This window comes from Portibacter marinus, from assembly GCF_021533195.1.
GTDB classification, from domain to species: domain Bacteria; phylum Bacteroidota; class Bacteroidia; order Chitinophagales; family Saprospiraceae; genus Portibacter; species Portibacter marinus.
On record NZ_JAJNKB010000001.1, the window covers coordinates 35,041 to 51,554 of the forward strand.

At 39.5% G+C, this 16,514-nt stretch carries 10 protein-coding genes; 1 reads left to right on the plus strand and 9 read right to left on the minus strand.

Annotated features, from left to right (window positions below; genetic code table 11):
• Positions 1-134: 134 nt before the first annotated feature.
• Positions 135-1,142 (plus strand): hypothetical protein, encoded by a 1,008-nt coding sequence (locus L2567_RS00180; protein WP_235295658.1) that lies wholly within the window; start codon positions 135-137, stop codon positions 1,140-1,142.
• 12 nt (positions 1,143-1,154) lie between these two features.
• Here the strand turns inward: L2567_RS00180 and L2567_RS00185 are convergent, their stop codons facing one another.
• The 9 genes from L2567_RS00185 to gyrA form a co-directional block, all read right to left on the minus strand.
• The gene (locus L2567_RS00185) at positions 1,155-1,976 is read right to left on the minus strand and encodes an SDR family oxidoreductase (RefSeq protein WP_235295659.1); all 822 of its coding nucleotides are present in this window, start codon (positions 1,974-1,976) and stop codon (positions 1,155-1,157) included.
• 52 nt (positions 1,977-2,028) lie between these two features.
• Entirely contained in the window at positions 2,029-3,675 is a 1,647-nt protein-coding gene (locus tag L2567_RS00190) for an amidase family protein (RefSeq protein ID WP_235295660.1), read from the minus strand.
• 39 nt (positions 3,676-3,714) lie between these two features.
• On the minus strand, positions 3,715-5,634 hold the full coding sequence (locus tag L2567_RS00195; protein WP_235295661.1) for a sensor histidine kinase: 1,920 nt from the start codon (positions 5,632-5,634) through the stop codon (positions 3,715-3,717).
• Between the two features lie 260 nt (positions 5,635-5,894).
• Positions 5,895-8,216, minus strand: a complete 2,322-nt coding sequence (locus L2567_RS00200) for a M14 family metallopeptidase (protein ID WP_235295662.1) — start codon at positions 8,214-8,216, stop codon at positions 5,895-5,897.
• 46 nt (positions 8,217-8,262) lie between these two features.
• The gene (locus L2567_RS00205) at positions 8,263-10,662 is read right to left on the minus strand and encodes a TonB-dependent receptor (RefSeq protein WP_235295663.1); all 2,400 of its coding nucleotides are present in this window, start codon (positions 10,660-10,662) and stop codon (positions 8,263-8,265) included.
• Positions 10,663-10,683: 21 nt separating this feature from the next.
• Complete coding sequence (locus tag L2567_RS00210; RefSeq protein WP_235295664.1) at positions 10,684-11,709, minus strand: Omp28-related outer membrane protein; 1,026 nt, start codon at positions 11,707-11,709, stop codon at positions 10,684-10,686.
• A gap of 39 nt (positions 11,710-11,748) precedes the next feature.
• On the minus strand, positions 11,749-12,363 hold the full coding sequence (locus L2567_RS00215; RefSeq protein WP_235295665.1) for an HAD family hydrolase: 615 nt from the start codon (positions 12,361-12,363) through the stop codon (positions 11,749-11,751).
• Between the two features lie 54 nt (positions 12,364-12,417).
• Positions 12,418-13,710: a tetratricopeptide repeat protein gene (locus L2567_RS00220; protein WP_235295666.1), complete on the minus strand. Its 1,293-nt coding sequence runs from the start codon at positions 13,708-13,710 to the stop codon at positions 12,418-12,420.
• A 116-nt stretch (positions 13,711-13,826) separates the two neighbouring features.
• Entirely contained in the window at positions 13,827-16,295 is a 2,469-nt protein-coding gene (gene gyrA, locus L2567_RS00225) for a DNA gyrase subunit A (RefSeq protein ID WP_235295667.1), read from the minus strand.
• Between the last annotated feature and the right edge of the window lie 219 nt (positions 16,296-16,514).

Consider the following 16,514-nt stretch of genomic DNA (forward strand, 5'->3'; position numbering starts at 1 on the left):
AAATATTGAACGTTAAAACACCGTATGTCTTTCAATAGGCATGCTGTTTGACGTATTTATAATTCTGTTAATATATATTTAAAGTATCATTAACACAATTTGATTGTACTTTAATGTCTTTAAAATAAAGATCTATGCAAATTCCAGCGACCATACAAGAACAAAGAATACAGAGAAGATCTAAAAGATTTTCTGTAGGAGTTCACCTATTGCTATTACTTCTATTGTTTTTACTTTGGAAAATGCCTATTGAAGTTCCCAATAGAAGCATTGACAAGCAATATGCTGTAGCCGTAAATTTCTCGGATGGTAAGAGTTCCGCTAGTTTTAAAAGTCAATCTACTGCAGGAGCACCGGCACCGAAAGATGAGAAATTTCAAAGAGCAGAAGTAACTCCTGAGCCGGAGCAAGAGCCGGAACCGGAACCTGAGGTTGAGCCTGTGCCGGTAGAAGAACCAGAGCCAGAGACGGAACCGGAACCGGAGCCTGTTGTAGAAACTCCTGAACCCACCAAACCAGTATTCACAAGAATTCTTGATAGAATTAGTGATGTAGTTGCCGTAGAGGAAGAGCCAATTAAAGTGGAAGACCCTGAACCAGAACCGGTCCCTACACCTTCTAAACCAACTTCTAAGCCTTCTTCGAAACCCACTAAGACAAATACAAGTGGTTCTGGAAGCTCGGGCGCTGTCAAAACGTCGGGAAGTGATTCCAAAACAACTTCACCTAATGGAGGACAAACTACTGGAGTAGGTAAATCTACTTCAGGTGATGGAGCAGGAAATGACGCCAGTGGTGATGATGGTGATAGCGGCATCGGCGACGGTGGAGCTGGCTTAGGTGAATATGATGATTCTGGCGATGGTGTTTTTGGAAGAAGGGTCACTTATAGAGATCCCAGTATGATCGCAAATGCATCTGGTAAGTCAGGTAGAATTACTTTTAAAGTCTGTATCAATAGAAGAGGTACGGTGACCTATGTTGAGATCATCAATAACCTGACAACGATTAAGGATAAAACGCTATTGAAACAGGCCTTATCTGCCTTGCAAAAATATAAGTATGAGCCCGATTTTACTGCGCCTAAAGAACAATGTGGTAGATATACATTGAAAATTGATAACTATCAGGGCATTAATTAATCATCTTGACACTCAACCATTTTCAGTGAATCCAGGGTAACAAGTCATACCTCCATCTATAAAAATGGTAGTTCCATTCACATAATCTGACTCATCGGAGGCCAACCATACCGCGAGAGAACCTACGTCTGAAGGCTGTCCAATTCTTTTATAGGGTATCAGTTCGTTGAGTTTATCCAAAGCTTGTGGAGTTGACCAGGCCTCTTTGTTAATCGGTGTTTGGATAGCACCCGGAGCGATACTGTTCACCCGAAGTTTCTGCGGTCCATATTCCTGGCAGAGCGATTGCATCAACATGACGATGGCACCTTTTGAAGCTGCATAGTTAGCATGTCCAGCCCACGGAATGATTTCGTGTACAGAGCTCATATGAATGATTTTACCCAGTGCCTTTGAAACATCCTCTCTAATACCGCGACGCAAAAATTCAATAATGGCCTCTTTAGCACATAAAAACTGTCCGGTAAGATTGACATCAATCACTCTTTGCCAGTCTTCCAGGGACATTTCATGAAACTTCCTATCTATTTGGATGCCTGCATTGGCTACCAGTATATCGACAGTCCCAAATCGAGAAATCGCCTCGCTGAAAAGATTTTTGACATCTTCTTCTTTACTTACATCCGCTTGAACAGCTATGGCATCACCACTTCTTTCATCATTCATGAATTGCTCAACCATCTCATCAGCGGTTTCACTATCCTTGTAATAATTGACCACAACATTAGCTCCGTCAACTGCTAGTGCTTCACACACAGCTTTTCCAATTCCTGAGCTTCCTCCAGTGACGATGGCTGTCTGACCTTTTAATCTTTCGTTCGGCTTCTGATACATTTTTTCCTTTATTTACTCTACCCCATCAGATATGTTTGGTCAATGCATGAAATTACTCCATATTATCAGGAGGCCTACGCATGGGAACTGCACTTTCTATAGCATAACCAATCTGTAGTAAAGCTTCTTCTGACAACGTAGTCCCAATTAATGTCAAATTCATCGGCTCTCCTTCATCCGTAAATCCCATCGGTATGGTGAGTGCAGGATAATGAGCCAAAGCTGCCCTTCCTGCATCATAATTATTGACTGAGGCCACTACATCCAGATTAAATGCATCAATAGGTTCGTCGAAATAAGATCTTGCATTCTTTCTCCCATTATCAATGATTTCAACTAATTGCTCCAGTGTCACGGTGTCTTGTAGAATACCCTCAAATAGTTGTTGACCATAAGGTGCTCTGATTTCCATGTCCTTTTCATTAAATGCGATGACGTCGGCTATATTTCTGATTTTAACCTTTTCACCGGCATATGTTTCAAGATAAGCGGGTAAGTCTTTTTTCATGTCAATGTTAAGAATGGAAAGGAATCCGTCCAGTTGGACATCTTTAGGATCAAAACCATAAATTTCTACACCACGCTTGGTCAATCCTACCATCATCTCTGCATATAGAGGTACTTCATCCATATACTTTTTATTAGCTCCCAAACGCAAACCTTCTAAAGGAAAAGCATCCAGATCAGAGCTATAATCTTTCATTTCCATACTTATCCTGGTCCATGGATCGGCATTGTCTTTTCCAACCATGGCAGACAGTAAGATGGCATTATCCGTCACGTTTCTGGTCATTGGCCCTGGTGTATCTAATGTACTGGAAATCGGAACAATTCCCGATCTGCTTAACAAACCAACAGTAGGTTTGAGTCCCACCACCGAATTCTTGCTGGACGGCGAAAGGATAGAACCTGAAGTTTCAGTTCCTACTGCTCCTACGGCGTAATTTGCCGCCATTGATGTACCGCTGCCTGCGCTTGAGCCTCCAGTTTCAAACACTGTTCTTCCATAGGGATTAAGCGTTTGACCTCCTACTGCACTGTAACCAACAGGACAACCGGAGCAAAAGAAATATGCCCATTCACTGAGATTAACCTTTCCTAATATGATGGCTCCTTTTTCCTTTAAGCGTTCGACGATAAAAGCATCATCCGTTTCATTTTCTGCCAGTGCTACAGCACCAGCGGTCGTTTTCATTCCAGCAGTGTTAATATTATCTTTTAACAAGATGGGCATTCCAAAAATAGGATGATGACTTTCAGTAGTGTTTTCATCTTTTTTAACGGCTTCTTCAACAGCGTTTTCATTGATCGAAATGATGGTATGAAGCGAGGTGTTTGGATCAAATTCATATTTGTTAATTCGATACAAATACCATTGTACTAATGTTTTATAAGTAAGACTTCCTTTTTCTATACTAGACTGTATAGACGGGATGTCTTGCTCGAAAATGTATGGTTTAAGTCGGACATAATCCTGTTCATTAAAATCTTTAATTTGCTTCAGAATGTTTTTTTGTAATGCTTTCTTATCCAGGACCTTGGATTGGACCAGCTTGTAACGCATTCTGCTATTTTCGTGATCAGCATTTTTTGCAATGATTTTGGCTTCATCATATTCCGGGTAGGAAGCAGTGATTTTCCTGGAAGATTGACAACTGAGGACAAACAAAATCGTGAGAAAGGAATAGACTAATTTCACTTTTAATATTTTTTGTGAAAATAGTAAATATCTGAATGCCTATGCCATTTCATATTTTCGCAAGCGAATTTGAATATTCGTTCCATTTTCTGAAGTCATCTCAATGTCTCCATCAAGTTGCCGGCTTAAGGCCTTAATCAATTTCGTTCCGAAGGATTTTTTTCCGTTAATGAGATCGGCATCAAATCCCACACCATCATCTGCTACCTCCAACAGTAAACCCTCAGGCTCCTGGTGTAATTTAATTTTGAGTGTTCCGCTCTCACCGTTAGGAAAGGCATATTTCAGACTGTTCGTAATCAGCTCATTGATGATTAATCCTAGAGGTATGATGGTGTCCACATCCAGATCCAGGTCTTCAATATCCATATCTAGTTTTACTCTATCTGGATTGATGTTGTAGGTATTGAATAACTCCTTCGCAAGATCATCAAGATAGGAACTGACATTGACGCCCTTGAGATTCTGCTTTTGATACAAATCTTGATGTATCAAAGCCATTGAACGAACACGTGCCTTGCCATCTTCAATTGCTCCGGCGACTGATGGATCACTGATGTTCTTCGATTGCATGGAAAGCAAGCTGGAAACCAATTGTAAATTATTTTTGACACGATGATGAATTTCTTTAATCAACAGTTCTTTATCATTTAATGCCTGCGAAAGCTTCGTTTTCTGACTATTGACTTTCTTCAAAACTCTATAGAGCAAAAATGAAAGTAATGAAATCAACAAGAGACCTATAGCTCCAATTGCAATGGTCCTATTTTTCTGGCTAAGCAATCGATCCGAAGCTTCTTTTTGTGCGTTGAGAAGCGCGATTTGATTGTCTTGCTCAACCCTATTGAATTTGGCATCGTTTAAAGCGATTTCTTCCAGGTGATCCCGATTATAAATGGAATCACTGACTGATTTGTACTCTTGGTGATGTAATAGTGCTTTCTCGAAGTCTCCAATTTTTTCATATGCCTTCGCCAAAATATCATGGGCAGATTGTTGATGCGTCAGTGATTGTTGCTGCTCTTTGTTATCGAATATTCGCTCTGCTTGTGATATCGCTTCTCTTGGTCTGTCTAGCTTTAGATACGTATTAGCAAGGCTCACTCTTGACTCATCAATATTATAATGGCTCTGTTCTCCCTCCCTTATTTTTAAGGCCGTTTTGAAACTTTCCAATGCTTCCTCATATCTTTCCTGCTCAGCATATAAATATCCCATGAAGTCATGATGGAAACCAAGGCCCCAATTGGTTCCTAGAATCGTATCATATTTTCCCTGCAATTTCAGATTGCGCTCCGCCTCTTCATACTTCTTTTGTTCTATCAAGATCAAAGCGGTATTGGCATGTACATTGGCCATCCCATTCGTATCTTTTGCCTCTGTGTAGGCCTCCAGAGCCATTGCATATCTTTCCAGTGCCTTTTCCTCCTGATCCATATTAGAATAAAAACTAGCTAAAGCATTATTGGCACCTGCAATGTCCGACAAATCACCCTTGGCAGTGTAATACTCATGAGATTTTAGCAGGTAGTCCTGAGCAAGCGTCATATTACCATTGAATAGATTGATGATCCCGATCTGCCCTGCAGAAACAGCCATCTGAAGAGTATCTCTGTTTCGATGGTGGTAATCGAAATGTTGCTGGTAGAAATCAAGTGCATTCACATAATTTCCAACAGCTCTCTGTGTCTTTCCCTGATATCGCACCACTTCCATATAGGAGGAGGAGTCTTTATTAACGGATGGCAAAAGCAGTAAACTGTCAATTATCGTCATTGAATAGCCGGCATCTGACCAGGAATATTCCTTTAAAAGTTGCCACATGGCTTCTTCTTTATCCGACAACTCAATCTGGGATGATGCAACAACAGCTTTCAAGCTATCATAGTCTTGTGCCACTAGGAGTTCGGTCGAAATGAACAGCAGCAATATGACGTTGTAGATATAGAAGTACTTCATTTCCTCAGAAATTTAAGAAAAAATAATTCATTTACTAGCAGCTTCTTTACAGACTTCTCTTCTGTAAGCGTTCCTTCCTTCAATTGCTGATCAATAATCGGGTATTTCAGACCGAAATCATGACGATGTTGCTCTATTTTATCAATAGTATAAAACAAACCTTTTTGTAGGTCTCGGAGATCACGATCCATCAAGGCAAGGTAATGGAATGATTATTTGTTATGTTCACCCTCCTGGGTGATATTGAGTACGAAGATTCTCTAAATTTTAAAAAACTTGGATTGAAGAATTTGACCGTCCGTTTGTTTGACTCTAGCAAAATATATCCCAGGATTGAGATGGGCCACTCGTATTCTATGTGTCCGATGGCTAGAGACCACACGCCCTAAGCCATCATAGATAACAACTTCCGCTACATTCCCGCTAGCTTTCACTTCTAGAATATCAATGGCGGGATTAGGTAAGATGAGCACTTGAGCATATTTGGAAGCTGTTTCGAATACACTGGATGAGGTATCCTGATTTAAAACCCTGACGAAAACATCATCAATGTATATCCCATCCTGATGCTGAAAGTCATCAGCAGTCATAGTAAACTTGATCCAGATAGCATTTCCAATATATGATGATATGTCGATGGTTTCAGTTACCCATTCTTCTATGGTACCTTCGTACACTGGCTCTTCATTTTTCTGAAATATCGTTCCTCTTTCTGAGTATGTTCCACATAAAGCTTCGTAATCTACACCATTGGTTGAGATCAACACTTGAGCATAGTCAAAGTCTTCCTCAATATCCCAGATGGCTTCGAATTCCAGGACCGCTGCATCATAGTTTATTAATGGCAAGGAGTCAATCATAACAAGTTCTGTAGTGGTAGCCGCTGGGTATCTTCCTTCTGGACTATCCGTTATACTTGATGGTCCTGATACATATACCTCTTCACTTATTCCCCATTCCTCCGAATTCCATTGCTCTAAATCCACACCTGGATCGGCAAAGATTTCTTCAAGATGAACTGGAGTGAATAATTCAAAAGTGTCTGATATTGCATATCCTTTATGCACTCGATGCAATACGTATTGAAGTGGTTTTTCGGAAGTGATTAGATCTTCGTCTATTGAATAAGAAAAAAACAAAGTATCCGATTCCAAATGCTCCATTTCTTGCTCAAATGAAATATCATCAAAAACCAGAGCGTCATCAAGACTTTCAACTCTGACTTTAATTTCACCCGATTGCAAACCGTATTTAGCAATTCTAAATTTAATTTCATCTGCACTTCTCCTCAGCCTAGTTGGTAGTGTATAATCATGCAGGATCAGTGCCGAAACTAAATTTTGCTTAAGAGCAGATTTATTAAGATGGTCGATTTTAGCAATGGGTGGCCAAAATCCAAAATCGCTGCTTCCCACCTCAGGTGTCACAGCCAGTATATCGAGGTGGCCATACATCCAGTCATCAGCATCACCATTTACTTTATAGCCTACGGTTTCAATTCCCGTGCCGGCCAGAAAATCGTTTTCGCTGGTCATCGCTTTGCTGATTCCTTTAAAAGTTAAATCATCTGTTGTCGCCTCATTATTATAACCCCAAGGATAAATCAAGAGGTTACCATAAGTATGATAATTAAGTACAACTTTAAAGTCATGATCCAGGCAAAGTTGGCTAACCGCCCTGGTCTCGGGTTCAGAAAATGGTGCAGGCCCTCTGTAAGTATTGCTATTGGGATTATCAGATGACCCTTCATCATCATAAGCCCATTCGTATCCATAATTTCTATTCAAATCCACACCTGCCACTAAGCCATTGACCTCTGATCTGTTTTTACGCCAGAGGCCGCCTCCGCTAGGATGTGTTTCCTGGTTGTAAACATAGCCATCAGGATTGACGCAAGGTATAAAATATAATTCCGTATGGTCGACGATAAATCTTATCAGTTCATCCTGCTCGTAGTTCTCCAGCAAATACCACATAAAAAAGAGCATCTGTGAAAGACTGTTGGGCTCTCTGGCATGATGAAGTGCCGTATACAATATTTCAGGCTTGCCCACTCCTTCTCTATTGAGATTACTACCAATAGTCATGTAGTATATCGGTCTGTTTTCAAAGGTTTTTATGGAGTCAATCGGCTGTCTTTTAGATATCAAATCGGGAAATCGGCTGTGCATACTATCCAGAACAACAAGGAGTTCTTCATAAGTATGGTAACCTCCCATTGATCCATAAGTATAGTTTTCCGGGGTTTTATAGGAGTAGATTAATTCATTGCAGTGTTCAGATCTGGTTCGGACTTGCAGTTCACTTTCTTTATTCTGAGATACGTAATATGACTGAACATCTGAGATTAATATTTCGAAATTTAATCCGGCCTCTGATACCAGATCTAATTCACTATCAGATAGATCATTGACGAAAAACTTTCCTTTTTTTAACAATCCATGATCGGTTTCTATGCCTAATTGCCTTAATTTTTGAATATCGCTTCCTTCCAGATCGACCTTTACACGATGAAACATTTCTTGTCCAGAAAGCCCATTGGCACACCACAAAACCACCAGAAACACATTAAGGAATTTCATAAAGTAAAGTTAAGTCGCGAAAATAATAATAATCCTAATATTCAGACTAGATTTCGATTACCAATCCTAGAGTGGGTAAGACGAGCCCCGATGCAGTATCTATTTCCTTAAGCAGATATCTTTGTGCAAAAATGGGATCATTTGGATTGATGATTACTGGATCTCCTTCCGGCAGACCGTCCTGGTTTAATGGTCGATCCAACAGTAATTCAAAGTTTGATGTCTTGTTGGCCGTGATGTTTTGCAAATCCATGTACACATCCAAAGTAAACCGTTTAAAGTAAAATTTCTTATCCACTCTTACATCTATGGCACTAAATGCATTGGCTCTTGCTGTGTTCAAACGATCAAAATCTCTTATACCACGACCATTTACATTCCAGCTGGTCACCAGATTTGAATTGGGGTCAAATGGTGTAGTCGGCAGTCCACTTTGAAAGCGCCAGTTGATTCCCGCCTCCCAATTCTTTGCAAAACGCCTTCCTATTGCAAGATTGAAAATGTTTCTGGCATCCCAACTTGAAGCCACCAATTCTTCGTCCTTATTTTCAAACTTACTATATCCGAAAGTGTAAGATGCAATTCCGTAAAAGCCCTTGTAGAGTCTCTGCTGATATAATAGTTCAATTCCGTAGGCCTCTCCACCTGCTGTCGACTCTATTCGCTCATTCCCAATGACACCAAAATCACCTCCAAGATTAGCCAGTGCAATTTGATCTCTCACCAAAAAGGGCGTGAAAAGGTATTGCTTGTAGTATCCTTCGAGCGTTGCTCTGGAAGAAAAGTTTGTGTTGTATTCTATTCCGACCACCAAATGATTACTCTGAATATACCTGATACCATTTTCTTTATTAACAAATTTACCCGCTTCACGGTAACCCATGGCTGTGTAGGTCGGTAGCTGGTAGTAAATCCCGGCATTGGCATTCAGAGAGAACTTTGATGTCAAATCATAAGAAGCTGAAATTCTTGGAGAAAATTGGTCTAATGGATTGCTCATTTCACGATTAAAATCGTTCCCATCAATTCTAAACCCGGCACTAAGGCTCAATCTGCCATCGATAAAATCCTGTCCATATTGACCGAAAATGCCATATTTATTAAGATTAAATCTTGAGTCGTAATCGATCTCAATCAAACCAGAGCCAAATGTGCTGATCCTTTGGAAGGTATTTGTATTGAATTTTGCGAATTCGTAATTGATTCCGAAACTTATCCTTTTATTGCCATAAGTCAGGTTTTGTTCAATCCGAGCCTTATTTTCTATTTCTTGAGATTGATAATCTAAGATCAGATTATCTTCGGTGGAATCATCATTATTCAAATATTTATACGATTCATTGTTTAACATGTTTCTGCTTAAAACAAATGTCGTAAATCCTCTGTCACCATATCTTTTATAGACAAGTCCATTAGTATAATTCCACTGAGGCGACACCGGTAAATTGTTAAGAAGAAATTGCTGGGATTCGGTTTCATTGGCGTCCAGATTCAACTTAAATTGATCAATAGCACCGAGACCAAGGAAATACAATTCATTCTTACCTTTACGGTATTTTACTTTTGCCTGAAAGTCATTATAGGTTGGTAAAAAGGGCAATTCCAAGGCATCAAATAAAAATTGTAGATAAGACCTCCTTGCTGAAACAAGAAAAGTAGTTTGTTCATTTATTGGCCCTTCCAGTGATACTCCAATATCACTTGCGCCAACTGTGGCTGTTGCACCAATTCTATCCGATCTCCCATCTTTTTGTTTAAACACAAAAACAGAACTCAGCGCATTGGGCCTGTTAGCAGGAAATGCGCCGCTGTAAAAATCTACCTCTCTTATGAAGTCAACATTGATAAGGCCTGTGGGACCGCCAGAAGCGCCCTGCGTAGCGAAGTGATTAATGTTGGGAACTTCAACGTCGTCGAGATAAAATCTGTTTTCATTAGGAGCCCCACCTCTGATGATGAGATCATTTCTAAAGGAAGGCGTGGAAGTTACCCCGGGAAGGGTTTGAACTACCGTAGAAATATCTCTGTTTCCACCAGGGTTTCGCTTGATTTCAGTAACACCAATACTACGTAGTGAAACAGGACTTTCTTTGGTTTTTTTGAAGGGAGAAGCTTTGACAACCACTTCTTCCAAGTTGGTGGCATTTTCTTCCAATCCTATATCTATCACCGCTGGTTTGGTTGCTGTGACTTCAAGCTCGAATACGGTTTCATCCTTGTATCCAAGAAAGGAAATATTAACCGTGTAAAATCCGGGTTTGACGTCTACTATGTTGAATTCACCGTCAGAATCAGTAATCGTGCCATCACCACTTTCCTGGACGAAGACCGTTGCAAATTCAATGGGTTCACTGTTTTTTTTATCGAAAACCCTACCAGTGATCGTTCCTTGTGCTAGTACAGAGCTTGAAAGCAAGATGAATACTAAAAAATAGAAATTCCGCATATCTTAAAAGATCCCGGAAATCTATTTAAGCAACGATTTTTTAGCGTAAAGTAACTTGCTTCGGTCCGAAATCGAAACTAATACAATTCTTGGCATATCATTGTTCAAAAAAGTGGCAACCTCGTTCATCCCTTCCTGCACTGGAGTCGGAAAAGAATGAATAACTTGACCATCTACATCCATGATTGTAACCTCAACTTTATCCATTCCAGCAGGGATATTAAATTCCAATTGAATGTATTGGTCTCGTTGGTAAATTTTCAAGTCACTTTCTGGCAACATGGTAAATTCAACACTTGAGAACTGCTGAACTGGAGCTGAATGAACATTCTCTACCGTAAACCGTTCGCCTTCTTTTTTCCACACCACGGTAAGTATTCTGAAGATACCACTCTGAAATTCCTCACCTGTATTTTCGTATCCTAAAGATAAAGTAGAACCGGCATCTGCGCCTTCTATAAAGATCTCCTGACCAAAACTTTCACCTGTCAATGAAGCGCGAAGAACGTGATCATGCACCACGTCGTTACCTCTGCCCGATTGATCATTGATTACTCCATCCTCTAAAAGGTATGTTGCCAGAAAATAGTTGCCCTGAAGATCTTGCAATACCTCTAATGTGACTTCTGTTGTAATCGTTGATCCTTCGATGTTTGCTGAAATTTCAAATCCAACTCTGGCATCTCTTTCAGCGTTTTCATTTATGGCCTTATCAAATTCACTGACCTTGCCAGACCAGGAAGAATTGCCAACATCTTGACGAACTTCATTGAGATAAAATTCTGGTTGATAGATTGCATCAAAGTTTTTGGTTATATCAACGGCAGCTTGGGATAACAAATCTCCACTATAGTGAGCCTTAACCAAAATTGCATTGTCATTTTCTAATTCTTCCAAGGCTTTAGCAAAGTCCCAACCCCAATTGCCACAATTAGGACACCAAGTTGCAGTCCTTTTAGTGACTAAAGTTTTTTGCTTTGTACTTTGAGACTGTGCAAAAGAGAAAGTGGTCAGGAAGCAAAACAACAAAGTATACAGGATTCTCATAATATCATATTTAGTGTAAAATTAGGTAAGTTTTTCAAATTATACGACAATTCCTCTTTTCTGTAAAGACTGTATTAATTGATTGGGATTTTGATAATGAATGGCTTCCAGTAATTCATTTTTAGCCGCTTTCACATTTTTGAGTGAATCATCAATAAAAATCGAGCTCCCAGGATCTATATCATATCTTTTAATGAGTAGTTGATAAATCGCAGGATCAGGTTTGATCAACTTCTCTTTACCACTAACCAAAATACCCTCGAACAGCCTTAGAAAATCGAAATTTTCCCATGCATACGGAAATGTTTCGTCAGACCAATTTGTAAGCGCATAAAGTCTGTATTGTCGACTATGATAGAGCTTTGTCAATAATTCAACAGTTCCACTGATTTCTCCTCCTATCATTTCAGGCCATCTTTCATAATAAAGTGGGATCTGCTCCTTGTATTGAGGAAATGCTTTTTGCTGAATTGCTATGGCGTCTGCAAAACTTCTACCCCGGTCTTGTTCAGCGTTCCATGCACCATGGCAGACGTTTTCAAGAAAATAATCCACTTCTCGGGTGTCTTCAAAAACTTTGTCGAAAACATAGCGAGGGTTCCAGTCTATTAAAACCCCTCCAAGATCAAAAATGATGGTATGGTATTGATTCATAAAAAAAAGCTTACCTCGTGAAAGGTAAGCTTTTAAATGCTTTATAGCTTTATTTTAATTATTTAAGGCTTCAAGTTTTGCCTTATACTCATTAGATTTTTCTAACTCTCCTTTTCTTGCATAAATTTCTTTAATCGCAAGAAGTGTATTGGTATCGTTCGGATTGAGTTTTTCTGCTCTCTGAAAATATGGAAAAGCTTTCTCGAAAAGTGCATCCATCTTAGCCTTCAAGGCATCATACTTCTTGTTGCCTTCTGCAGAAAAATCATTTGCCAATTCGTTTAAAGGATCTGTGTAGGTAGCTGCCTTATTATAGTAAAGTGCACCTAAACTATATAGTGCATCAAAGTTTTCTGGTTCTTTTTCCAATGCTTTGATGAACCACTCCTCTGCTTTATCAAAATAGAGGGCTGCCTTTCCTTCTTCAGCTGTGCTGTCAAGGGAAGTCTGCGTAGCAAGGTTATCGTAAACCGCTCCTAAAGTGGTGTATACCGAAATATTTTCAGGATCCTTTTGTACTGCGTCTTCTAGTTTACCGATCAGATCCTCTAATTGTCCCTCAGCAACCATGTGATTGATTTCCGCATAAAGCAAGGCTGTATCATCCGGATACATTTCACGACCTTCATTTAAATAAGCTACTGCTTGAGCTTTATCAGTCTCCTTTTTCATGTTATACAAACCTTCGAAAATAAATGGATCGGGTTCTCCCATTTCTTTAGCCATGATGAAGTACGGTTCTACTTCTTCATACTTTTTAGCATAATATCCACTAATGGCAGCATAAAAAATTTGTTCCTTCTTCACTGCATCATCTGGAAATATACCTTCTTCTCCGTTTTCCTTTAAAATTTCATTAATCTTTAGAGAATTTCTAAAATTTTCAAAGGCCAAGTCATATTGCTGGTTTTGAAATCCAGTGATTCCTGCATTGGAAACATGTCCAGCTGTAACTCTTAGGCTACTTAATGCGTCGCTCACTTCGAACTTTTTGTCTGTCACCTCTAAAGCCTTTTTAAGTGCCTCAAATGCCACATCAGCATCTCTGGGATTTTTCACTTCATACTCAGGATTGATAATCTTTTGATTCATTTCAGCACCGATGGCATCATTATAAATCTTTCCTTTGAGTATCCATGCTTTCCCCATCTCCTGAACTTCAGGATCTTCCAAAGCGGTATTGATCAAAGATTTAGCTTCTTCCAGCTTGTCAGCATTAGCGGAAGGGTCTAAATTGTAAGTTCCATGTAGTCTGTTTGCTTTCTTATAAGCTTTCTTGCCGTCTTGTCCAATGGCTAATGAGCTCATAAAAACAAGACCTACTAGCAGCAATAAGAATTTTTTCATATCAGTCATTTTATAAAATTTTCTTTCGTTATAAATTTAAGTGATCTATCCTTAAGACGAAATAATTACGTTATAAATCTATAATTTATGTTAAGATAAATCTAAGTTTCTGTTAATTACTCTTCTTCATCATTCTCATCAGATGGTGGAATAATAGCCACATCAGAGATAGAATCATCTTTTATCAACTTGATCACCCTTACTCCTTGAGTAGCTCGTCCCATCACTCTTAACCCAGATCCCTTGATGCGAATAACAATGCCAGACTTATTAGAAATCATGATATCATTCTCATCACTGACGATTTTTATGGCGACTACTTTGCCGGTCTTCTTGGTGACCTGCATGGTTTTCACCCCTTTTCCACCTCTATTAGTAATACGATAATCCTCTAGAGATGTTCGCTTGCCGTAACCATTTTCAGAAATCACAAAAACACTCTCATCAGCTTTAGAAGGATGACCTATCACCATACCCACAACATGATCGTCTTCTGTAGTTAATTTCATGCCTCTGACACCAGCTGCAGATCTTCCCATAGATCGCACCTTGCTCTCTGGAAATCGGATCGCTCGCCCGTTTCTGTTGGCTAAAATGATTTCATTGTGGCCATTGGAAAGTTTGGCTTCTATCAAATTATCACCTTCATTGATGGTGATGGCATTAATACCATTTACTCTTGGCCTTGAAAAAGCTTCCACATAGGTTTTCTTTATATTACCCCTCTTAGTGGCAAAAACTATGTAGTTTTCATTAATGAATGATTCATCAGTCAAGTCTTCGATTTTGATATATGCCTTTACCTTATCGTCTTTAGGCAAGGCAATTAAGTTTTGTATCACCCTTCCCATTGACCCTTTACTTGCCTCAGGAATCTGATATACTCTTATCCAATGGCAACGACCTTGCTCAGTAAATAAGAGCAGGTAGTTGTGGTTCGTTGCAATAAACATGTGTTCTATAAAGTCTTTATCACGTGTTTTACTACCTCTTGCACCTACTCCACCTCTACCTTGCGTTTTGTATTCAGAAGTTTTTGTTCTCTTAATATAACCTAGATGTGATATGGTAATCACTACTTCTTCATCCGGTATCATGTCTTCTATGCTGATCTCTCCTTCAGCAAAAGATATATCACTTCGTCTTTCATCCCCAAATCGCTCTTTCAGTGCAGACAATTCTTCCTTGGCAATGTCTTTCTGAAGATCTTCACTTGCTAAAATGGACTTCAAATATTCGATCCGCTTCATCAATTCTTCATACTCCTCTTTGATCTTATCCATCTCAAGGCTGACGAGCTTTTGTAGTCTCATTTCCAAAATCGCCTTGGTCTGAACCTCAGTCAGATCAAGTTCTTTCATCAAAGACTCCCTCGCTTCATCTACAGTCTTAGATCCTCGTATCAATTTGATAACCAGGTCAATATTATCGATAGCCTTTATTAAACCTTCAAGTATGTGAGCCCTTTCTTCTGCCTTATTTAATTCATATTGAGTTCTGCGAACAATGACCTCAATTCTAAACTTAATGAACTCCGTGATGAGATCTTTCAAATTTAAAATTCTAGGTCGACCATTGACCAATGCCACATTATTGACACCATAAGACGTTTGCAGTGGACTATACTTATACAATTGACTCAGAATAACTGAAGCCATGGCATCCCTTCTAACTTCCACGACAATCCTCAATCCATTTCTATCGGACTCATCCCGAAGATCCGTTATTCCATCAATCTTTCCATCATTGACCAATTCTGCCATTTTCACCATCAAATTGGCTTTATTGACTTGATATGGTATCTCACTGATAATGATGGTCTCCTTTCCGTTATCTTTGGTTTCTATCTCTGCTCGTCCCCTGAGAACTACTCTCCCTCTACCCGTTTCGAAAGCTTCCTTCACACCCTCCATTCCATAGATGATGCCACCTGTTGGAAAATCCGGCGCTTTGATATGCTCCATGAGTCCGTCGGTCGTAATATCCGGATCATTAATCGTCGCAATAATGCCATCAACGACCTCACTTAAATTATGAGGCATCATATTGGTGGCCATTCCTACAGCAATTCCTGATGCTCCATTCACCAGTAAGTTGGGAAGTACTGTTGGAAGTACCTCAGGCTCTTCAAGTGTGTCATCAAAATTGAGGCGGTAATCGACCGTTTCTTTCTTAAGATCTGCAAGCATTTCATCCGAAATTCGCTCTAATCTGGCCTCGGTGTACCTCATTGCCGCAGGGCTATCGCCATCCATGGACCCGAAGTTTCCCTGGCCATCAACCAACGGATATCTCAATGACCAATCCTGAGCCATTCTTACCATGGTATCATAGACAGATGAGTCACCGTGAGGATGATATTTACCCAGGACCTCACCTACAATTCTCGCCGACTTCTTGTGTGATTTATTATAAGTCAATCCCAATTCCGACATTCCAAAAAGCACTCTACGATGGACCGGCTTCAGGCCATCCCTAACATCAGGCAGAGCTCTCGCTACAATAACAGACATTGAATAATCAATGTATGCGGATTTCATTTCATCCTCAATATTGATATCAACAATTCTTTGATTTTCAGCCATTTATAAATAGTTATATTTTTATTTTATAAGCACGCAAATATAAGAAAATACAAGCATTTACAGGTCATTTTTAAGCAATAAAATTCACTAGATGAAAATCAAGTCATAAAGCCCTAAAATAAAGCGGTTTCGGACAACCCAAAATGGTAGGATCGGAGATGTTTACAAGCTTTGTAGCTTTTGGCAAGAAGGGGTCTGACATGTTTACAAAAACGTGAT